Here is an 18,438-nt window from a genome sequence, read left to right on the forward strand (position 1 = left end):
CCATCAGATACGGCCGGTCACGAGTCGAAGCTCAGGCTCAACTTGCGCAGCAGCCCGGCGAGGCGATCCCGGTCCGAGCGGGAGAGGGCCTGCAGGAGGTCGGCCTCGACATCCACGAGACGTGTGATGGCGGCGTCGACGCGGATGCGGCCATCATCCGTGAGCGTGACCAGCACGCTGCGGCCGTCGCCGGGGTCGGCCTCACGGCGGACGAAGCGCCGGCCGACGAGGCGGTCGATCCGGTTGGTCATCGTGCCGCTCGAGACCAGGGTCTGCTGCAGCAGTTGCTTGGGGGAGAGCTGGAACGGTGCACCGGCCCTGCGCAGCGCCGAGAGCACATCCCACTCCCAGTGCTCCAGGTCGCTGCGACGGAACACGTCACGGCGGGCGCGGTCGAGGTGTCGCGATAGCCGGTCCATCCGCGACAGGACCTCGAGGGGGGAGAAGTCGAGATCGGGGCGCTGGGTGTTCCACGCGCCGACGATCCGGTCGACCTCATCCACCTCGCTCATCCGCCCATTATCGCGTGTGCGGGGCGGGATCAGGACGCCGCGGGCATCTCGAGCGTCATGAACGTGCTGTACGGGTCGAGGACGTAACCGCCGAACGGTCCGCATTCGCGGAAGCCGGCCGCGGCGTAGAGGGCACGCGCCGGGATGAAGAACTCGGCACTTCCGGTTTCGAGGGAGATCCGGCGGATGCCGCGGGCCCCGGCATCGTCCAGGAGGAAGGTGAGCATGGCGCGTCCGAGACCGCGTCCGCGCAGAGCGGGGTCGGTGCGCATCGACTTGATCTCCTCATGCCCGTCTTCGACCGTCGCCAGCGCGCCGGTGGCGACGGGCGTGCCGTCGAGATGGCCGGCGAACAGTCGCACGCCCGGGGCGAGCAGACGCTCGAAGACCAGCGCATGACGGCTTTCCGCGGGGGCCGTGTGCTCCAATTCCGCGTGATGGGCGACCAGGAACTCGGCGAGAGCGGGGCTTGCGGCCTTCACCCGTTCGATGACGATACTCATGGCGTCAGGATCGCAGATCGGTGTTTCGCGTAGATGACGGGCGGCGGTGTCAGCGGAACCGGGGCCGGAGCATGGCAGACTTGTCCCCGCGGCGCCCTCGTGGGCGGCGCGGTCCGCCGTGGTGTAATGGCAGCACGACAGCCTTTGGAGCTGTTAGGTCTAGGTTCGAGTCCTGGCGGCGGAGCATGACTGGGAACAATCTCGCCATCATCGTCCTCGCCGCAGGCCAGGGCACACGCATGAAGTCGCGTCTGCCCAAAGTGCTGCACCCGATCAGCGGGCGACCGCTCGTGGGGCACGTGCTCACCACCGCGGGGCGTCTGCAGGCGGCGCACGTCGAGGTCGTCGTCCGGCACGAACGCGACCAGGTGGTCGCGGCGCTCGCCGCCGACTACCCCGACGCGGTGTTCGTCGACCAGGACGACATCCCCGGAACCGGTCGTGCCGTGCAGGTGGCCGTCGATGCACTCCCGGCGGACTTCGACGGCGACGTGCTCGTCCTCTCGGGCGACTGCCCGCTCGCCGATGTCGACACCCTCTCCGCCTTCCTCGCGGAGCACCGCGCCTCGGGCGCTCCGGCCACGCTGATGACCGCGCTGGTCGACGACCCGACCGGCTACGGACGCGTCGTGCGCGATGCCGACGGTGGTGTCGACCGCATCGTGGAGCAGAAGGACGCGAATGCCGACGAGGCCGCCGTCCGTGAGATCAACGCCGGGATGTACGTGTTCCGCGCGGCGACGCTTCGGAGCTACCTTCCCCGGGTCGGTGTGGACAACGCCCAGGGCGAGATGTACCTGACCGACGTTCCCGGCCTGCTCCGGCGTGACGGCGATCGCGTCGCGGCCTCGGTCGTCTCCGACATCTCGGTCACCTTCGGCGTCAACGACCGCGCCCAGCTGGCCGAGGTCGGTCGACTGCTGAACCAGCGGATCGTGCGCCGCTGGCAACTCGAGGGCGTGACCGTGATCGACCCCGCCACCACCTGGATCGACGACGACGCGAAGCTCGCACCCGACATCACGATCCTCCCGAACACGCAGATCCTCCGCGCCACGGTGATCGCTTCCGGTGCCGTCATCGGCCCTGACACGACGCTCGTGGACTGCGAGGTCGGGGAGGACGCGATCGTCCGCCGCACCGACGCCACCCTGGCCGTGGTCGGTGCCGAGGCGACGGTCGGCCCGTTCTCGTTCCTCCGCCCCGGCACGGTCCTGGGCGCCAAGGGCAAGATCGGCGCCTACGTCGAGACGAAGAACGCCGAGATCGGCGAGGGCAGCAAGGTGCCGCACCTCTCCTACGTGGGCGATGCGACGATCGGCCGCGGCGTGAACCTGGGCGCGAGCACCATCACCGCGAACTACGACGACGTGCACAAGCACCGCACCGAGATCGGTGACGAGGTGCACACCGGGTCGCACACGGTGCTCGTCGCGCCCGTTAGGCTGGGAGCCGGTGCGAAGACCGGTGCAGGCGCCGTCGTCCGCAAGGACGTCCCCGCCGGCGCGCTGGCCATGAGCGTCGCCCCCCAGCGCAACATCGAGGGCTGGGTCGAGAAGAACAGAGCAGGCACGGGCGCGGCGGATGCTGCGTCCCGCGAGAATTCGGCGGAATAGGCGGACATGGCGCGCAAGAAGAAGACGGTCGACCTGGATCGCGACAACGGCGTGGCCCCCGGGATCATCGCCAAGACCAAGAAGCGCCTCGTCGTCGCCGGCGGTCGTTCGCATCCCGCTCTCACCGCAGCGGTCGCGGAGGCCCTCGGCACCGAGATCGCTCCGGTCGAGCACCGGACGTTCGCCTCGGGTGAGATCTACGCCCGCTTCGAGGTGTCGATCCGCGGTGTGGACCTCTTCCTGATCCAGACCTTCGGCGAGCCGGTCAACGAGTGGCTCATGGAGACGCTCATCATGATCGACGCGGCCAAGCGTGCATCGGCCAAGCGCATCACCGTCGTCGCCCCGTACTATCCGTATTCGCGTCAGGACAAGAAAGGCCGCGGCCGTGAGCCGATCAGCGCCCGCCTCGTCGCGGATCTGCTGAAGACCGCGGGTGCCGATCGTGTGATGAGCGTCGACCTGCACGCCGCGCAGATCCAGGGCTTCTTCGACGGCCCCGTCGATCACCTGTTCGCCAAGCCCGTGCTCCTGGACTACTTCGAGCGCACCCTGTCGCCCGAAGACCGTGAGATCCTCACCGTCGTCTCGCCCGACATGGGGCGCGTGCGCGTCGCCGACACATGGTCGGACAGCCTCGGCGCCCCGCTCGCGATCATCCACAAGCGTCGCGACCCCAAGGTCGCCAACCAGGTCTCCGTGCACGAGATCGTGGGTGCTGTCGACGGGCGCACCTGTCTTCTCGTCGACGACATGATCGACACCGGTGGCACGATCGTCAAGGCCGCCCAGGCGCTCAAGGCGAATGGTGCGCACCGCGTCATCGTGGCCGCGACGCACGCGATCTTCAGCGACCCGGCGTCTGATCGGCTGCAGGACTCGTCCATCGACGAGGTCGTCATCACCGACACCATCCCGCTCACCGAGTCGCGTCGCTGGGACAAGCTGACCATCCTGCCGATCGCCCCGCTGCTGGCACGTGCGATCCACGAGGTGTTCGAAGACGGCTCCGTGACGAGCATGTTCGGCGGCGACGCGTAACGCATCGTCACGGCACAGCCCGCGCATAGCCGGGGTGCTTACGGTCGAATGGCCGACGAGCGCGTCGGCCGACACCGAGCCGGGAGGACCACCATGATCCGCACGACCGTACCGACCTCTGTCCGCAAGGGAACCGCGCTCCTCGGGATCGCGGGACTCTTCGTCCTGGCCGGATGCTCCGGAAACGCCGACGCCGAGACCCCCGCCGACAACGGCAGCACACCGGATGCCGGCTCGTCCTCGTCGTCGTCCGGTGGCGACTCCACGGGCACCTACGCCGACGGCACCTATACCGCCGAGGGCTCGTACCAGACGCCCGAGACGGTAGAGCAGATCTCCGTCACCCTGACCCTCGCCGACGGCGTCGTGACCGACGTCGAGGTCACGGGAGACCCGCAGGCGCCCGAGAGCAAGCAGTACCAGGGGCAGTTCATCGACGGGATCGCCGAGCAGGTCGACGGCAAGGCGCTCGACGACCTGAACGTTAGCCGCGTCGCCGGCTCGTCGCTCACCAGCGGCGGGTTCAACAAGGCCGTCGAGTCGATCAAGGAGCAGGCCGCCGCCTAGGCGCCTGATTCCCCATGGCGAGCTGGCGCTTCGAGGCCATCGGAACGCACTGGGAGATCGAGACGACCGTTGCACTGCCGGACTCGGCGCGCGCAGAGGTCACGGCGGAGATCGAGCGCTTCGACCGCGAGTGGTCCCGATTCCGCTCGGACGCGGAGGTCGTGCGCCTCGGCCGCGAGGGAGGCAGCTTCGCCTCCGTCGATGCCCGGCCCATGCTCGACGCGTACCGTGAGCTCTCCGCTGCGACCGGAGGCGCCGTCAACCCTCTCGTCGCGGACAGCCTCGACGCGCTCGGGTACGACGCCGAATACTCTCTGGTGGCGGGTGATCCCGTGCGCGCACCGGAGGCCTGGGAACAGGACGTGTCCTGGACGGATGCCGATGTCACGGCCTCCGCGCCTGTTCTGATCGACGTCGGCGCGCTCGGCAAAGGGCGTCTGGTCGACCTCGTGATGGCGGTCCTGGCGCGCGTGCCCGGAGACCTCGTGGTCGATGCGGGCGGCGACATGCGGCTGCGAGGTGCCGGTGTGCGCATCGGGCTCGAGCATCCGTACGATCCGGCCAAGGCGATCGGCGTCGTCGAGGTGCACGACCAGGCGCTGTGCGCCTCGGCGATCAACCGGAGGGCGTGGGGGAGCGGGCTGCATCATGTGCTCGATGCCCGCACCGGGATGCCCGTGCGCACGTGGGCCGCGACCTGGGCATGGGCGCCGGATGCGATGACGGCCGATGCGGTGGCGACGGCCCTCTTCTTCGACGGCGGTGTCGAGCTCGCAGCAGCGTGGGCCGTCGAGTGGGTGCGCATGAGCACCGACGGGCGCGTGCAGCGCTCGCCCGGTTGTCCGGCCGAACTGTTCGTCGCCGCGGGAGCGTCGCACCCGTCGGCTCGGAACTAGGCCGGCAGCCCAGAATTAGGGAAGAGTGGAGACGTGATCACCTCATTCGCCGCCGCACGACAGCGGGTCCTCGCGGTGCTGGGCTCGTTGTCGATGTACCGTCTCGTGCTGTTCGCGCTCGTCGCTCTCGCGGTCATCGCCTTCGTCCTGTCACTCTTCGGCGTGATCGTCTCGCCGACCCCGCTCGAGCTCGTGGCCTCGTTCGTCGTGCTCGCAGTCGTCATCTCCGCCGTCGACGCGGTGGCACAGCGCATCCTCCGACTGCCCTGGCGCGTCGAATCGTCGCTGGTGACCGCCCTCATCCTCCTGTTCGTGCTCCGGCCGGGTGTCGAACCAGGGGCGCTCCTCGGCCTCGCCCTCGCCGGCGCCGTCGCGAGTGTCTCGAAGTACCTGATCGCGTGGCGCGGGCGACACATCTTCAACCCCGCCGCGTTCGGGGCAGCCGTGGTCTCGATCCTCGGCGCATTCGGCGCGTTCGAGTGGCTGGGCACCTCGTCGTCGTGGTGGGTCGGCACGCCTGTGCTCACGATCCCCGTGGCGGTGCTGGGCCTCGCGGTGCTCTGGCGCACCGAGAAGATCCGCGTCGTGCTGGTGTTCCTGCTCGTCGCCGTCGCGACCTCTGTGGTGCGCCAGGCGGTGCAGGCCGTGGAGTTCGACATCTCGTTCGACATCGTGACGGCGCTGCAGTTCGCGGTGCTGCAGTCGCCTTTCCTGTTCCTCGGGGCGTTCATGCTCTCGGAGCCGCTCACCCTCCCGCCGCGCCGTCGGCAGCAGCTCGTGGTGGCGGTCGTCGTGGGTCTGCTCGCGGGGTGGCCGATCTCGGTGGCGGGACTCTTCACACTCGGACAGGAGCGCGCGCTCCTGATCGGCAATCTGGTGGCGTTCGCCTTCGCCCTGCGCGGCTCGGTGCGGCTCGTGCTCGAACGGCGCGAGTTCGTCACCCCGACCGCACAGGAGCTGACGTTCCGTGCCAAGGGGCGCGTGCGCTTCCTTCCGGGGCAGTACCTCGAGCTCGACGTTCCGCATCACCGGCCCGACGCACGAGGAACCCGCCGCGAGTTCAGCATCGTTTCGGCGCCCGCCGATCTGCCGACGCTGCGCATCGCGTACAAGAACGGCGACCAGAAGCATCCCTCGAGCTACAAGCGCGCTCTCGCCGCCGCCGAACCGGGGGCGACCTTCGCGGTGACCGGCACCTGGGGCGACTTCATCCTGCCCCGCGGCGAGCAGCCGGTTCTCATGGTCGCAGCGGGCATCGGCGTGACACCGTTCGTCTCGCAGCTGCGGCAGCTGCAGGCGACCGGGCAGCATCGTGACGTCGTGCTCGTGTATGTCGCCTCCGACGCCTCCGAGCTCGCCTTCCGCGATGAGCTCGCCGCGACGGGGGTGCGCACCGTGGTGTTCACGCGTGACGAGCCGGCCGACCTGCCGGAGCACTGGTCGTGGGCGCAGGGTGCGCGACTGGATGCGGAGTCCCTCGAGCGCACCGTCGCCGACCTGGCCACGCGTCATGCTTTCATCTCGGGCCCGCCGCGACTCATCGCCGACCTCGCCCCGGCGCTGCAGAAGGCCCGCAGCCTCACGACCGACGCCTTCGCCGGATACTGAGCCGACCGACACGTCGGGTCAGGCCTCGGTGGTGTCGCCGGCTGCCGTCGGGGTCAGGCCTCGGCGGTGTCGCCGGCCGTTGCCGGGTTCATCGGGATGCGGACGGTGAAGGTCGTGTCGCCGGGTTCGCTGGTGACGGTGATGAAGCCGTGGTGTCCCTCGACGATGGCCTTCGCGATCGCGAGCCCGAGTCCCGTGCCGCCGGTCTGTCGGGCCCGCGAGGTGTCGCCGCGGGCGAAGCGGGCGAACAGCTCGTCGCGGATGGCCGGATCGATCCCCGGGCCGTCGTCGTGCACGCGCAGCACGGCCTCCTCGCCCTCCTGTGCGACGCTCAGCGTGACGGTCGTGCCTGCGGGCGTGTGGGTGCGGGCGTTCGCGAGCAGGTTCGCGACCACCTGATGCATGCGTCCGGCGTCTCCCACGATCGTCACGGGCTCGTCGGGCACGTCGATGTTCCAGTGGTGGTCGACCGCGGTCGGGCGCGCGTCCGAGAGGCCCTCGAGAGCCAGCTGGGTGAGGTCGACGGTGCCGTAGACCAGCTCCCGGCCCTCATCGAGACGGGCGAGCAGCAACAGGTCTTCGACGAGGCGCGTCATCCGCAGCGACTGGGCCTGGATGCGCTCCAGCGACGATGTCGTGCTCTCGATGACCTCGGGGCGCTCCGCCTGCGCGTTCGATTGGCGCAGCGCGCGCAGAGACAGCTCCGAGTAGCCCCGGATGGAGGCGAGAGGGGTGCGCAGCTCATGACTGGCGTCGGCGACGAAGCGCCGCATCCTCTCCTCGTTCTTCTGCCGGGAGGCGAGCGAGGTGTTCACATGGTCGAGGAGCTTGTTCAGCGAGGCGCCGACGAGTCCGGTCTCGGTGCGGGGATCGGCCTCCGATGCCGGCACGCGCTCGGTGATCGTCACCTCACCGCGGTCGAGTTGCTGGTTGGCGACCCTCGTCGCCGTCAGCGCGACGGCGCGCAGCGGACGCAGACCAACGCGGATGGTGATGGCCGTCGTCAACGCGAGCAGGATCAGGCCGCCGATCGTCGCGAGCGCGATCACGGTGAGCAGCTGCGTGAGCTGATTCTGGATCTCGTCGCGGGGGAGACCGGTGACCACGATCAGACCGTTGTTCGTCGGCAGCGCCATCAGGCGATACGAGCCGAGGTCGGTGAGTGTGACCGTCGCGACCGAGGTGTCCTTCAGAGACACTGCGACCTCGGCGAGCTGGGCACCGGTCAGCGGATCGAGCGTTCCGGCGAACTCGTCTCCTGCGTCGCTCTTCGCGACCACTCCGGAGAAACCGGTGACGGGACTGGAGACGACGAAGAGAACTCCGACGGGCGGCGCGGGGCTGCTCGCGAGGATGTTCTGTGCCGTCGCCGACGACGGCGCGAACGACTGGGAGCCGCGCACCAGTTGGTGGGCGTAGGTGCTCAGCTTCTGATCGAGCTGGTCTTCCATGGTCTTGCCCAGCGTCGCGCTGGTGATGACGGCGACGATGATGAGGATCAGCGAGACGAATCCGATCACGGCGGTCATCAGCCGTGTCTGCAGGCTCATCGGCCGTCTCATCACCGTCGCTGAGCTCACTGCGGGGCCTTGATCATGTAACCGACGCCCCGGACGGTGTGCAGCAAGGGGGTGCGCCCGGCATCGATCTTCTTTCGCAGGTACGAGATGTACAGCTCGACGACCGACGACTTGCCGCCGAAGTCATAGCTCCACACCCGGTCGAGGATCTGCGCCTTGGAGAGCACGCGGCGCTCGTTGCGCATCAGGTAGCGCAGCAGCTCGAACTCGGTCGCAGTCAGCTCGATCTCGGTGCCGTCGCGTACGACCTCGTGGCTGTCCTCGTTGAGGGTGAGGTCGGCGACGCGCAGGATCGACTGTCCGTCGTCGGCGGTGGCGTGACCCGTGCGGCGGATGATCGCGCGCAGACGGGCGATCACCTCTTCGAGGCTGAACGGCTTCGTGACGTAGTCGTCGCCGCCCGCGGTGAGCCCGGCGACGCGGTCGCCCACCGCATCCTTCGCGGTGAGGAAGAGCACGGGGACGAGGTTGCCGGACTCGCGGAGGCGCTTGAGCACGGACATCCCGTCGAGGTCGGGCATCATGATGTCGAGCACGAGGGCGTCGGGCTCGAACTCGCGCGCCACCTGGAGCGCTTCCATCCCGGAGGAGGCGGTGCGCACCTCCCAACCTTCCATGCGCAGGGCCATGGCGAGAAGATCGGTCAGCATCTGCTCGTCGTCGACGGCGAGGATGCGCAGGGGGGAACCGTCGGGACGGCGCAGTTCGGGCAGGTCGCTGGTCATGTCCCTATTCTGCGGAATCTCCTATGCGATTTCTATGGAGAACGCTATGTGTTCTCTGGGAGCGGAGGTGCTCAGGCGAGGCGCTCGTCCGGCAGTGCGAGGAAATCCATGCCGTCCTGCAGTGCGAGCCGATCGGCCAGTTCTCCGATGGGGCCGGGGAGATGGCCGCATGCCCGCACGCCGAGGCGCTTCGGGCCGGAGAGCGCGTGGTACACCGCGAACTGACCGCGGGGGTCGACCGCGGGATCGAGTACCGCAGCGCAGACGTGAACCGGGAGACGGAGGCGGCGCGCGGCGATCGCCGCGTCGAAGTAGTCGAGCACGGGCCGCGCCTCGGGGTGACTGTTGAGGTGCAGGCGTACGGCTTCGCCGCTCCCGGTGCACCGTCGGGACAGGCGCACGTCGTGGTTCCCGAAGCTCGGCACGTCGAGGGCGGCACGGCGGAATCGGGCATCCCAGGGGAGCGCCAGGGCGCCGATGCCGCCGCCGAAGCTGCCGCCACTGTAGTCGAGAGATGTCGCCACCGACGGCGCCAGCTCGAGCAGGACCGTCGCCGCGCGCCAGATGTCGGCCGCGCTGAACCGATGCGAGTACGTGTCGCGGTGCGCGATTCCGGCGAGCACGTGTTCGTCGGGCGCCGCGGGGAAGCGGCTCGCGGTGCCGACATGCGTGCCGGGCGCGACCGGGAAGATCGCAGCGGCGTCTGCGGGCACCCGTTCGACGTCGGGTCCCGTTCGGCCACCGTAGCCGTGTCCGACGACGAGGCCGCGGCGGGTGCCGGCGACGCCGTGCGGCAGCATCACGAAGGCGGCGGCCTGTTCGTCGGCCGAGGAATGGAAGCGGATCTCCGTCACTCGATGCGTCGCGGTCGCGGGGTGCTCCTGTGCGACCTCCCACGCCACCGGTCCGACGCCGAACTCCTGGAAGGCGACTCGCCAGAAGTCGTCGAAGTCCTCGGGCTCGTCCGGTGATGCGAGGGGGGTCAGGAGGGCGCTCAGCGAGTACTCCGTCATCTCCTCGGGAGGGTTGTGGGTCACCGTGTGCGTCCTTTCGGGGAGGTCTGCCTCGACGACGCTACCGGCGTCGACCGGGCGGACCGGTGCGGGTCGTCGGTGAGGCGGATCCATTGACATAATCGCATATGAATTGCAGTATGTGCATCATGGATTCAATAGCTGGCGATGGAGCCGAAGACAATCCCCTGCTGTGGAGCCGCCGCTCCGTGCTGCGAATGCTCGTGATCGCCGGCGTGCTTCCTCCGGTGCTCGGCTCGCCGTACGGCTCGGCTCCGGCCGCGGCGACAGAACTCACCACGCCGGGTGGCGTGTACGCCGACGCCCTCCGCCGGCTGGACAAGCCGAACCTGGCGTTCACCCAGGTCGCGCAGCTGGTCGGGGAGAACCACCGCATGACGTTCTTCCAGGCCACCTGGGACGGCGGGGCGACCATCGTGCGCGACCTCGAGGTCAAGCGCAACGGCGGGTGGTTGCCGATCACCGATCCCGCCCACCGGTTCGATGAGCAGTGGCTGGTGCTGGAGGGGACGCTGCCGACGGGGAGCGCCCCGGAGCTGTACGGCCCGCTCGCGCCCAGCTGGCTCGGATTCACCTCGTTCCAGGTGCTCGGACCCCAGGCGATCGAGTTGACCACGAGCACTGACGACGTCGATCTCGTCGTGCGGTGGCGCCTGGAGGGTGCCAATCCCGAAGCGCACTACGTGGTCACGGCCAAGACCGCGGGGGACTACATCGTCGGCTATCAGAGCCAGGACACGAGGTCGCTCGACGACCTCGACGAGGTGCTGTGCGGTTCGTACCAGCACGCGCTCTCGGTGCTCGACGGCTCCGCGCCCTTGGGTGCGTGGGAGCTCTTCGCCCCGATGGCGCTGACGCAGTACTCCGTTGGCGACGTCGCCGTCACCTCGGGGGTGTACCTGCCGTCCGAGGTGGCCGAGTTCGTGCACGAGCGGCAGCTCATGTCGGACCGGCAGCCGTACGGCATGAGCCTGCGCAACGACAGCCTCGACATCGTGCCGTCGATGTACTCGCCGCAGCCGGGGCTGCGCACGGCGATGACCGTCGGACAGCAGCGGGGCTTCGCCTTCGGCATCGCTGCTCGAGCCGACACCCTCTACGGCACGTACACACAGTTGTGCCGGAACGAGTACGGCCTCACCGCCTATCGGCGCAACGTCTACGACCGCTCGCTGACCGATGCGGTGCACGCGATGACCGCCTTGATCGCCGTCGAGCCGAGCGGTGACGATTCCGTCGACTACGTGCCGTCGTACTCGGGCTGGTGGAACCGGGCCAAGGGGTTCGTCGACGTCGAGAACGAAGACGCGGTCCGCGCGGCGGCCAGCGGTGTCGTGCTCGCAGCGCACTACCTGACCGGCACCGCAGACAGCACGCTCTACGACCGTCGCGCGCGTCCGCTCGTGGAGTACCAGCTCTCGCGCAAGGGCATCGGACACACGCCGATGATCGGCAGCCCGGTCTACAACGACAAGACGCAGTACCGGATCGGGAAGATCCCCACCGATGCCGTGAACCTCGCATCGCTGTACCAGCTCACGCACGGCCGCAACGCGGGCATCCAGCGACTCGCGGTGCAGGCGACCAAGGCGGGCGTGGTCGGGCAGAGCAGGGCACCGTTCTCCAACGCGCTCGCGACCTACCGGGTCACGGGGGATCCCGCCTATCTGACCGAGGCGACGCTGATCGCCCGGCGGTACGCGCAGGAGCAGATCCTCACGCCGTATCGCAGCAACGGCCAGCCGCCGGGAGGCTTCGCCTACAGCTTCTCGAAGTACTGGGTCGATCTTCTGGAGATGTTCGAGGCGACGGGCGAGGCCGAGTTCCTCGACGGGGCATATCGCGAGGTGCAGCGATTCATCACCCAGACGGCGGTGCGCCCGGTTCCCGACACGAACGTCACCGTGCCGGTCGGATCCGTCATCAAGCAGCAGTACGACTGGGAGTCGCGTTCGTCGCTCCCGTCGTACCCGACCACGAACGTGCCGACCGAGACGGTGCCGGCCTGGTACGTCTCACCCTCCGGCCTGACGTTCGAGGCGCTGTCGTCGTTCAAGCTCGGAGTCAGCACCTTGACGAACCCGGGCGGCGGCTACGTGTTCAACCCCTGCTGGGCCGGAGCGCTGCTGCGCCTGGCGCATCACACCGGAGATGAGCTGCTCGCCGACATCGCGCACAACATGGTGATCGGCCGCTTCACGACGTATCCCGGCTACTACGGGCGGCAGTTCCAGGTCGCGCACATGAAGCCCGACTTCGCGACGAGCGGTCCGGTGGGGATCACCGGGTACTACTTCCATCACGCGCCCGCCCAGCTCGGACTCGCGATGGACTACCTGATCAGCGAGAGCTTCTACCGCAGCGCCGGTGCGATCGAGTTCCCGCACGTGTTCGAGGCCGACTTCGCGTACTTCAAGTTCTTCGCCTACGGCCACGCGCCGGGAACGTTCTTCGGCGAGGAGGGCGTCTGGCCGTACTTCCCCGAGGGACTCATCGGGGTCGACAATCCGCTGGTCAACTGGATCGGCGGGGTCGGCAACAGCGCCCTCTACGTCAGCCTCACCAACTCGTCCGGCACCGCCCAACAGGTGGTCGTCGACCTCTCGACCGCGCTCACCGGTCTGCCCCGCAGCTCGTCGACCGCCGTCGAAGTCGTGGCCGCGAGCGGCGCCCGCTCGAGCTCGGCGGCCCAGAACGGTCGCGTCACCGTCACGGTGCCCGCCCGCGGACTGGTCGCGCTGGTGGTGCGGAACGTCACGGTGCAGCGGCCAGGGCTGCCGTTCGACGACATCGTCGATCACGGGCGCGACAGCTTCCACGAGATCGACTCCGACCCCGCCACCGAGTACGGGATCGCGCGCGGGATGCTTCTGGTGCGGCCCGACGGTCAGGGGTACGACGCCTATGTGCAGATCGACACGGAGCAGCAGGCCACGCTGTCCTACCGCATCGGCGCGCAGGCGGTGCAGCAGGCTCCCCAGAAGGCGTACCCGTTCGAGTGGACGATCCCCGTCGACGACCTGACGAAGACGTTCCGGTACACGATCACCTCCGGGGGAACGACCACGCCCGAGGTCACGCTGCAGTTGCCCGCTCGGATCAGCGGTGCGAACCCGGGACTTGCGGGTGACGTGATCGCCCAGGCGACCGGAACCGCGGGCGACCGTGTGCCGCTGATCATCGAAGTGCGCAACGCCACCGACGACCCGGTCACCGGCACCGTGGCCGTGACCCTGCCGTCGGGCTGGACCCTCGACGGTGCCGTCCCCGCCATCTCCGTTCCCGCACAGGCTTCGGCGCGGGTCGAAGCCGCGGCCGTCATCGCGCCCGCCGCACCACTCGGTGAAGTCGAGGTGAAGGGGAAGCTGGCGATCGCGGGCGAGGATCCCGTGACGCTGCGCCCCGCCGCGATCGAGGTGATCGACCGTCGTCGTCTGGTCTCGCTGACCTCCGACGTCGAGATCGTCAGCGGCCCCGGCGCGGTCGCGAAGCTGACGGCGCTCGTCATCAACACCGGGGTGACCCCGCTGCAGGGCACACTCGCGCTCTACGGACTCACGGGGTGGACGGTCGGGCAGCAGAGCACGACGATCACGGTGCCGCCGAGGTCGGACCTGACCCACACCTGGACGGTGACGGCAGGGGCCGGAGTCGCGCCGGGATCGTCGACGCGGTTCGAGGCGCGCCTGGATCAGGCTCTGCGACGCGGAGTGCTCGTGCGCGTCGCCGACGAGGGCGTGATCGCCCATACGCAGTCGCCGTGGCCGGGTTACCTGGAATCAGGCAACTGGTATCCGAGTGGACTCTCGGGCTGGAACGGCACGCGCACGCGCTACAGCGACTCCGACTCCGTGGGCAGCACCGTGACGTGGAACGTCGACCTTCCGCAGGCGGGGCTCTACCGCGTCTCGGTCTGGTACCCGACGAACCCCACGACCACGACCGCGGCCGCCTACGTCGTCGAGCATCAGAACGGCAGCTCCGAGGTGATCGTGGATCAGACCCAGGGCGCGGCAGCGTGGCGATCGCTGGGTTCTTTCCGCTACGCGGCCGGTGCGACCGGAACCGTGCGGCTCGAGGTCCGCAACACCAGCATCCACCGCGTCAGCGCTGCGCAGTTCGTGCGCATCGGGGACTGATCTCCCGTCCCTCCCGCTCGAATCGCGCAAATGGTCGCATCCGCCCGGCGGATGCGACCATTTGCGCGATTCGAACGGAGGTCGGCAGGCGTCAGTGACGCACATACTCCTTGATCGCGTCCTCGTCGACCGTGACGCCGAGTCCCGGACCGGTCGGGACCAGGAACCCGCCGTCGGCGCGCACCTCGAGCGGCGTCGTGAGCAGGCGGTTCGCGACCGGGAGCGTGAACGGCTGGTACTCGAACGCGAGGAGCGAGGCAGCGCTCGCCGCGACGTGCACGCCGGCGGCCATCGCGATGCCGAAGGCGGCGGAGTGGTGAGGCGCGACCTGCACGTGGAACGCGTCGGCGACCGCGGCGATCGCCAGCCCCTCGGTGATACCCGTGCGGCCGATGTCGGGCTGCGTGAGGCCGACGGCGCGGCGGGTGAGCCAGTCGGTGAACTCGAAGCGGCTGCGCATCGCCTCGCCGACCGCGATCGGGGTCGCGAGCGCGGTCGCGAGATCCCGGTGGCCCTCCACGTCTTCGGGGGCCAGCGGTGCCTCGAAGAACCAGGCCTTCCGGTCGTCGAGCTCGCGGCCGAGGGCACGTGCCTCGCCGAGCCGGTAGGTCCAGTGCGCGTCGAGCGCGACGTCGAGGTCGGGGTGGACGCCCCGCACCGCGTCGTAGGTGGCGAGGTCGGTGCGGATATCGACGCCGAGATGCAGCTTGATGCGGCGCACGCCGCCCTCGACGAGCTCAGCCGTCTTCTCCGCCCGCTCGACGTCGTCGACACCGCGGATCCCGGAGACATAGGTCGGCAGCACCTCGTGGAAGCGTCCGCCGGCGAGCTCGGAGACCGAGAGGCCGGTCGCGTGGCCCCAGAGGTCCCACAGGGCGATGTCGACGGCCGCCATGGCGTCGGCCTGGTGGCCCGTGAGGTGTCCGCGCTCGCGCATCGACTCGGTCATGCGGTGCCAGAGCGTGCGCACCGAGCGCGGGTCCTCGCCGACGATCAAGGGGGTGAGCAGGTTGTCGACGATCGCCGCCGCGACGACGGGGGCGACCGGCGCCAGCGCCTCGCCCCAGCCCACGAGACCCTCGTCGGTCTCGATCTTCACGAGCAGGGTCTCGTAGCCGGGGGAGTAGAGGCTGCGCCACGGCGGGCGGATCACGTAGCCGCGGTGGTCGACCGCGGTGTCGCCCGCATAGGAGTTGTTCGCATCCTCCTTCGACAGGTAGAGGGGGAAGGTCTGGACGCGCGTGATTCTCACAGGGGTCTCCAAAGAAATCGAGGGGCGAGCGGCCGGCGGCTGGTGCCGCGGTCAGGGATCAGGGGCGGATCGGGGTGCCGCGTCGCGGCCTGGGCGTCAGAGCGCGGCGAAGGCCGATGCGGTGCGGGACGGGCTGTAGCCGAGAGCCACGGAGATCTCGTCGGCGGCTTCGATCAGCTGCAGCGCGAGTTCCTGGTGCGGAGCGTGCAGGTCGAGCACCGAGAGGGGGCCGCTGGCGGAGAGGCCGGCGACGATCTCGCCCGCGCGGTTGCGGATGGGGGCGGCGATGCATGCGCGTCCGAAGGCGAGCTCCTCGATCTCGGTCGCGTAGCCGCGGCTGCGGGTCTCGTCGAGGGCGACCTGCATGGCGCCACGGTCGACGATCGTGTGGGGGGTGAAGCGCTGCGGGGTCTGTGCGAAGTACTCGTCCACCTGCTCGTCGGTCATACCGGAGAGCAGCGCCTTGCCGAGGCCCGTGGCGTGCAGCGGACCGGTGCGGCCGGCCATCGCGAAGGACTTGGGTGCGAGGGCGCCTTCGAAGTTGCAGAGGTAGGTGAAGGTGAAGCCGCTGAGTTCGGCGACGTTCACGCCGATCTCGATCCGGCGGGCGAGGTTCTGCGCGATCTGTCGCGACGCGCGGAAGATGGGGGAGCCGTTGAGGGCGATCGTGCCGAGCGACACGGCCGCCGGGCCCAGGCGGTAGAGACCGGTGCGGGCATCCTGCACCACGAACTTCATGCGGTCGAGTGCCGACATCATGCGCGAGACGGTGGACTGACCGAGCCCGGTAAGGGTGCAGAGCTCAGAGACCCTCAGCTCGCCGGACTCCTCGGTGAAGCATGCGAGCAACGACATCGCCCGTTCGACGGTCTGGGTGCCGCCCACCGATTCCGATGCCATGGTCACTCCTCCTCAGTGCTACCGCCGCGGATGCGACGCCGCGGCTGGTCGCCGCTGCCAGTCATCCTATTCAGAGAAATGGCTTCGAGCAACACAAATGTGGGTGTCTTATGCATTTTGTGGATTTCGCATCCGCATTGTGGTTAACTGGCCGCACGTCGACGTTGACGACTGTGACGACGACGCGCAGGGCCCCACGGGGTCGTCTCTACTGGAAAGTGACTGCAATGCAACAAGCCATACTCGAGCGGCCCGCAGAGAGCGAGCAGAAGGCCGTCGAGCCACGCTCCGGGCGACGCTCCACGCTGGGCGCGAAGGATCGCACCTTCGGTTTCATGATCGCACTTCCCGCGGTCCTCCTGTTCCTCGTGATCGCGATCTTCCCCCTCGTGTCGAGCATCTTCACGAGCCTCTTCGACCAATCGCTCCTGCGCCCCGAGCGCACGTTCGTGGGTCTGGACAACTACGCGGCCGTGTGGGAGGAGTTCTTCGCGCGACTCGGCACGACCCTCGTGTTCGCATCTCTCTCCACCGTCTTCCCCCTCGTGCTCGGCGTGGCGCTCGCCCTGCTGCTGAACGCCCGCATGCGCGGACGCAACATCCTGCGCGGCGCTCTCATGCTGCCGTGGCTGCTCCCCGGAGTGGTCGTCTCCTTCCTCTGGGCATGGATCTTCAATGACAGCTACGGCGTCGTCAACCACGTGCTCTCGGTCTTCGGCCTGCCGGAGGTCAGCATGCTCGGCACCCCGACCGGCGCGATGGCCGCCGTGGTCATCGCCAAGACCTGGCACTCGTTCCCGTGGATCATGGTCGTCGCGCTCGCGGTGCTCCAGACCCTCCCGAGCGAGCAGATCGAGGCCGCCACGATCGATGGTGCGACGCGCGCGCAGCGGTTCCGCCACATCTCGCTGCCGCACATCGCCGGCCCCGTCACCCTCGTCGCGGTGCTGGAGTTCATCTACAACTTCGGCAACTTCGACACGATCTTCGTGATGACCGGCGGTGGGCCCGGAAACTCGACCACGACGCTCGCGGTCAGCCTCTACGACCTGGCCTTCGGCAGCTACGAGCTCGGCAAGGCTTCTGCCATGGGCACCCTCTGGCTCGTCCTGCTCGCGATCATCACGACCGGATACCTGTTCCTCAACCGACGGCTGGAGAAGTGATGCGCCGTAGTCGCGATGTGGGGGAGTCGATCATCCGCCCCCACCTGTCCATCCCGGGGCGTGTCCTGCTCCTCCTGTTGGCACTGTTCGGCCTTCTGCCGGTGTACTGGCTCACGGCCACCGCCTTCACGAAGAAGGAGGACGTCTTCTCCCTGGATCGGCCTTTCTTCCCGGTCGACCCCACGTTCGAGAACTTCATCGGCTTCTTCCAGAACGATCTGCTGCTGAAGAACCTCATGAACAGCATCATCGTCTCGACCGGCACCGCTCTGCTGGCTGTCCTGGTCGGCGGGTTGATGGCGTACTCGCTGTCGAAGTTCCGCTACCGCGGCCGCAACGCCGTCATGTTCATGTTCCTCATCGGCCAGTTGATCCCCGGCGCCCTTCTGCTCATCTCGCTGTACCTGATGCTGAGCTCGGCCGGGCTGCTGTACACCTACACGGCGCTGATCATCTCGTTCACGACGTTCACGCTGCCGCTCGCGGTGTTCCTCTTGAAGGGCATCATCGATGCCCTTCCCGACGACATCATCGAAGCGGCCAAGGTCGACGGTCTGTCGCGCACGGGCACGATGTTCCGCATCGTGTTCCCGCTCGTCGTTCCCGGGCTCATCACCGCGGGCATGTTCGCCTTCATGCGCGGTTGGAGCGATCTCCTCTTCGCCCTGACCCTCGCCGGTCCCGACAAGCAGACGCTGCCCGCCGGTCTCACGCAGGCCTTCATCCGCGAAGGCACCGCCGACTGGCCGGCGCTCATGGCGGCGTCCCTCATCACCTCTCTCCCGCTCGTCATCATCTTCATCCTCCTGCAGCGCTACTTCGTCTCCGGCCTCGCCGCCGGAGCGGTCAAGGGCTAGCGATGCACCGCAGAACAGCTCGACCCCCTCATCCCGAAGGAG

Annotated in this window: 15 protein-coding genes and 1 tRNA gene; 9 read left to right on the forward strand and 7 right to left on the reverse strand. The window is 68.6% G+C overall.

The annotated features are described in order from the left end of the window. Positions 1–17 precede the first annotated feature (17 nt). A complete protein-coding gene (locus ACIQLD_RS17305; protein WP_029260528.1) occupies positions 18–512 on the reverse strand; it encodes a MarR family winged helix-turn-helix transcriptional regulator in 495 nt (164 codons plus the stop codon). A gap of 29 nt (positions 513–541) precedes the next feature. Next, positions 542–1,015: a GNAT family N-acetyltransferase gene (locus ACIQLD_RS17310; protein ID WP_402609989.1), complete on the reverse strand. Its 474-nt coding sequence runs from the start codon at positions 1,013–1,015 to the stop codon at positions 542–544. Between the two features lie 112 nt (positions 1,016–1,127). Between ACIQLD_RS17310 and ACIQLD_RS17315 the strand changes: the two genes are divergently transcribed. From ACIQLD_RS17315 to ACIQLD_RS17340, 6 genes are all read left to right on the forward strand, one after another. Next, positions 1,128–1,199, forward strand: a tRNA-Gln gene (locus tag ACIQLD_RS17315). 1 nt (position 1,200) lies between these two features. After that, positions 1,201–2,631, forward strand: a complete 1,431-nt coding sequence (gene glmU / locus ACIQLD_RS17320) for a bifunctional UDP-N-acetylglucosamine diphosphorylase/glucosamine-1-phosphate N-acetyltransferase GlmU (protein WP_402609991.1) — start codon at positions 1,201–1,203, stop codon at positions 2,629–2,631. Between the two features lie 6 nt (positions 2,632–2,637). Next, positions 2,638–3,672, forward strand: coding sequence for a ribose-phosphate diphosphokinase (locus ACIQLD_RS17325; RefSeq protein ID WP_402609993.1), 1,035 nt, complete (start codon positions 2,638–2,640; stop codon positions 3,670–3,672). Between the two features lie 93 nt (positions 3,673–3,765). Beyond that, entirely contained in the window at positions 3,766–4,239 is a 474-nt protein-coding gene (locus ACIQLD_RS17330; protein WP_402609995.1) for a hypothetical protein, read from the forward strand. Between the two features lie 14 nt (positions 4,240–4,253). Next, entirely contained in the window at positions 4,254–5,135 is an 882-nt protein-coding gene (locus tag ACIQLD_RS17335; RefSeq protein WP_402609997.1) for an FAD:protein FMN transferase, read from the forward strand. Between the two features lie 33 nt (positions 5,136–5,168). Beyond that, on the forward strand, positions 5,169–6,743 hold the full coding sequence (locus tag ACIQLD_RS17340; RefSeq protein ID WP_402609999.1) for an FAD-dependent oxidoreductase: 1,575 nt from the start codon (positions 5,169–5,171) through the stop codon (positions 6,741–6,743). Positions 6,744–6,796: 53 nt separating this feature from the next. On the opposite strand, the gene ACIQLD_RS17345 is transcribed toward ACIQLD_RS17340, so the two are convergent. The 3 genes from ACIQLD_RS17345 to ACIQLD_RS17355 all read right to left on the reverse strand — a co-directional run bounded on the left by ACIQLD_RS17345 (position 6,797) and on the right by ACIQLD_RS17355 (position 10,085). Beyond that, a complete protein-coding gene (locus ACIQLD_RS17345; protein ID WP_402610001.1) occupies positions 6,797–8,293 on the reverse strand; it encodes a sensor histidine kinase in 1,497 nt (498 codons plus the stop codon). 26 nt (positions 8,294–8,319) lie between these two features. Beyond that, a complete protein-coding gene (locus tag ACIQLD_RS17350) occupies positions 8,320–9,048 on the reverse strand; it encodes a response regulator transcription factor (RefSeq protein WP_017828429.1) in 729 nt (242 codons plus the stop codon). Positions 9,049–9,119: 71 nt separating this feature from the next. After that, entirely contained in the window at positions 9,120–10,085 is a 966-nt protein-coding gene (locus ACIQLD_RS17355; protein ID WP_402610003.1) for an acetylxylan esterase, read from the reverse strand. A gap of 125 nt (positions 10,086–10,210) precedes the next feature. Here ACIQLD_RS17355 and ACIQLD_RS17360 point away from each other — a divergent pair, with 125 nt between their 5' ends. Then, positions 10,211–14,221 (forward strand): hypothetical protein, encoded by a 4,011-nt coding sequence (locus ACIQLD_RS17360; RefSeq protein ID WP_402610005.1) that lies wholly within the window; start codon positions 10,211–10,213, stop codon positions 14,219–14,221. A gap of 91 nt (positions 14,222–14,312) precedes the next feature. On the opposite strand, the gene ACIQLD_RS17365 is transcribed toward ACIQLD_RS17360, so the two are convergent. Beyond that, complete coding sequence (locus ACIQLD_RS17365; protein WP_402610007.1) at positions 14,313–15,473, reverse strand: mandelate racemase/muconate lactonizing enzyme family protein; 1,161 nt, start codon at positions 15,471–15,473, stop codon at positions 14,313–14,315. Between the two features lie 96 nt (positions 15,474–15,569). Then, a complete protein-coding gene (locus ACIQLD_RS17370; RefSeq protein WP_402610009.1) occupies positions 15,570–16,373 on the reverse strand; it encodes an IclR family transcriptional regulator in 804 nt (267 codons plus the stop codon). Positions 16,374–16,600: 227 nt separating this feature from the next. On the opposite strand from ACIQLD_RS17370, the gene ACIQLD_RS17375 reads away from it, so the two are divergent. Together ACIQLD_RS17375 and ACIQLD_RS17380 are read left to right on the forward strand one after the other, a co-directional pair. Beyond that, positions 16,601–17,539: a carbohydrate ABC transporter permease gene (locus ACIQLD_RS17375; RefSeq protein ID WP_021199740.1), complete on the forward strand. Its 939-nt coding sequence runs from the start codon at positions 16,601–16,603 to the stop codon at positions 17,537–17,539. Beyond that, complete coding sequence (locus ACIQLD_RS17380; RefSeq protein WP_167253394.1) at positions 17,539–18,396, forward strand: carbohydrate ABC transporter permease; 858 nt, start codon at positions 17,539–17,541, stop codon at positions 18,394–18,396. The genes ACIQLD_RS17375 and ACIQLD_RS17380 overlap by 1 nt, the downstream gene beginning before the upstream one ends. Positions 18,397–18,438 lie beyond the last annotated feature (42 nt).

This window comes from Microbacterium sp. NPDC091662, from assembly GCF_044756705.1.
Taxonomy (GTDB): Bacteria; Actinomycetota; Actinomycetes; order Actinomycetales; family Microbacteriaceae; genus Microbacterium.